Source organism: Streptomyces sp. SID3212, from assembly GCF_009865405.1.
Classification (GTDB): domain Bacteria; phylum Actinomycetota; class Actinomycetes; order Streptomycetales; family Streptomycetaceae; genus Streptomyces.
In genome coordinates, this window is the sequence record NZ_WWJY01000151.1 from 1 (window position 1) to 1,929 (window position 1,929).

The 1,929-nt window shown below is 72.7% G+C and carries 3 protein-coding genes and 1 pseudogene; 1 reads left to right on the forward strand and 3 read right to left on the reverse strand.

The features are described from left to right. Together GT042_RS04290 and GT042_RS04295 are read right to left on the reverse strand one after the other, a co-directional pair. Nucleotides 1-183 (reverse strand): LysE family transporter (locus GT042_RS04290; RefSeq protein ID WP_161307355.1); only part of this gene is annotated, 183 nt, incomplete at its 3' end. Continuing rightward, the gene (locus GT042_RS04295; protein ID WP_161307356.1) at nucleotides 180-887 is read right to left on the reverse strand and encodes a M24 family metallopeptidase; all 708 of its coding nucleotides are present in this window, start codon (nucleotides 885-887) and stop codon (nucleotides 180-182) included. The genes GT042_RS04290 and GT042_RS04295, both read right to left, overlap by 4 nt. Nucleotides 888-1,105: 218 nt before the next feature. Here GT042_RS04295 and GT042_RS04300 point away from each other — a divergent pair, with 218 nt between their 5' ends. Continuing rightward, entirely contained in the window at nucleotides 1,106-1,711 is a 606-nt protein-coding gene (locus tag GT042_RS04300) for an HPP family protein (RefSeq protein ID WP_161307357.1), read from the forward strand. Nucleotides 1,712-1,722: 11 nt separating this feature from the next. Here the strand turns inward: GT042_RS04300 and GT042_RS04305 are convergent. After that, nucleotides 1,723-1,929 (reverse strand): annotated as a pseudogene (locus tag GT042_RS04305) (RNA polymerase subunit sigma-24); the annotation flags it as partial.

Here is a 1,929-nt window from a genome sequence, read left to right on the forward strand (position 1 = left end):
GGCCAGCCCCACCGCCGCGGCCACCGCCCACACCAGTGATCCCGCCGCCGCGCCCACCGCGGTCGCCGCCCCGGCCCGGCGCCCGCCCCGCAGGCAGTTGCGCAGCACCAGCAGCAGATCGGGCCCCGGCACGACGGTCACCACCAGCGCGAACAGCGCGAACCCCAGCAGGGCACCGGTCACGCCAGGTCCAGCAACTGCTCGTAGAAGCCGCCGAATCCGCCCCGCTCGTCCACGAGGTGCAGTTCCAGGATCCAGTGGCAGACCCGCCCCGCGCGGTCCGTACGGCGCAGCGGGTTGTGGTTCTCCGGGGTGATGTACGACTCCGCTCGCGCGCCGTCGTTCGTCTCGTGCGGGAACTCGCCCACGAGGTGCCCCGCGTGCCAGATGCCGACGCTCCACCCCGCCTCGGCGGCCAGGCGCTCGACCTCGGCGTGCAGCTGGGCGCCGGTGATGTCCGGATCGGCCGCGAACGCCGCGCGCCCGTCGTCGAAGATCCTCGGCAGGTCACGCAGGAGCCGGTGCTTGACCGGGTCGTCGCCGAACACGTACGTGCGCCCGAAGTCCGCCTCGTACTCCTCGAAGATCGGACCGAAGTCGGCGAAGGCGATGTCGTCCTCACCGATGACCCGGTCCGGCGGGGTCTCCCGGTACGGGAGCAGGGTGTTGGGCCCGGAGCGGATGATCCGCTTGTGCCAGTGCCTGGTCGTACCGAACATCTCGTTCGCCAGGTCCCTGATGTGGTCGCTCGCCTCCCGCTCCCCGACCCCGGGAGCGACCACGCCCCGCGCCTCCACCTCCTCGAACAGGGCGATCGCCTTCTCCTGCGCCCCCACCAGACCCGCCACCCGCCGGGCCTCCTCCGGCCCCGCCGCGTCGACCGTCATTCCGAACCCCCATCGATCAGCTCACATTCGCACACCAATGATCGCTTTCCGGGTCGCAGATGAGAAGGCCGGCCCTTTGATCGGTGGCGTCGATGACGTGATCGACAAGAGGTCTTGGACGGACGGCTCTTCCGGACGGCACGATTCCGGGGCGTTCTCCGACGTCGCGGGCGACGAGCCGCCGTGGGCCGCGAGGGAGGGCGCTTCCGAGGAGCACTGTGCTGAATTTTCGCGCCCAGAAGGCGTACGTCCCGGTCGACGCCCGCCCGGCGGAGAAGACCGAGGCCCGGGAGAGGACCGAGGCCCGGGAGGAGACCAAGGCCGGGGAGGAGCCCAGGGCCCGGTGGTGGAGAGTCGCCGAGCCACGGCCGTCCGGGCGTACGGCCGCCTCGGCGGCGGTCACCACCTCCGTCGCGCTCGCCGTCCTGGTCGCCCTCGGGACGGCCCTGCACCAGACGGTACTGATACCGCCCCTCGCGGCCACGACGGCGATCGTCACCGCGACCCCCGCCTCACCCCTCGCGCAACCCCGTCATGTCCTCGGCGCGCACCTGCTGGCGAGTCTGGTCAGTTTCACGGTCCTCGCCCTCGGCTGGCACGGCCCCTGGGCCGCCGCCGTGGCCTGCGGGGTGGCCTGTGGTGTGGTGCTCCTGCTCAAGGTGGCCCACCCGCCGGCCATGGCGACCGTGGTCATGATCATGCTCACCGAACCGCGCGCCGATCATTTCGTTCCCCTGCTGGCGGCGGGCGCGTCGCTGCTCGTCCTGGTGCAGCTGGTCTCCTCCCGCGTGCGGCACGAGGTGTATCCGACGTCCTGGTGGTGACCCCGTACGGATCAGCCGCCGCCCCGCCCGGCGTTGAGACGGGCGGCCTGGCGGGTCAGGTGGTCACGTTCCGCCAGGTTGGGGGCCTTCCTGGCCGCCTCGGCGTACAGCCGGGCCGCCGTCACCGGGTCGCCGTCCCGCTCGTGGAGGTACGCGGCCACCGCGTCGCGGCGGGGGAGCGCGGCGTCCAGGTCCGCGAGCGCCGCCAGACCGGCGCG

What these genes read in the sequence shown, in the direction of transcription:
- GT042_RS04295 (WP_161307356.1), bottom strand. Translation starts at nt 887, where the DNA reads ATGACGGTCGACGCGGCGGGGCCGGAGGAGGCCCGGCGGGTGGCGGGT.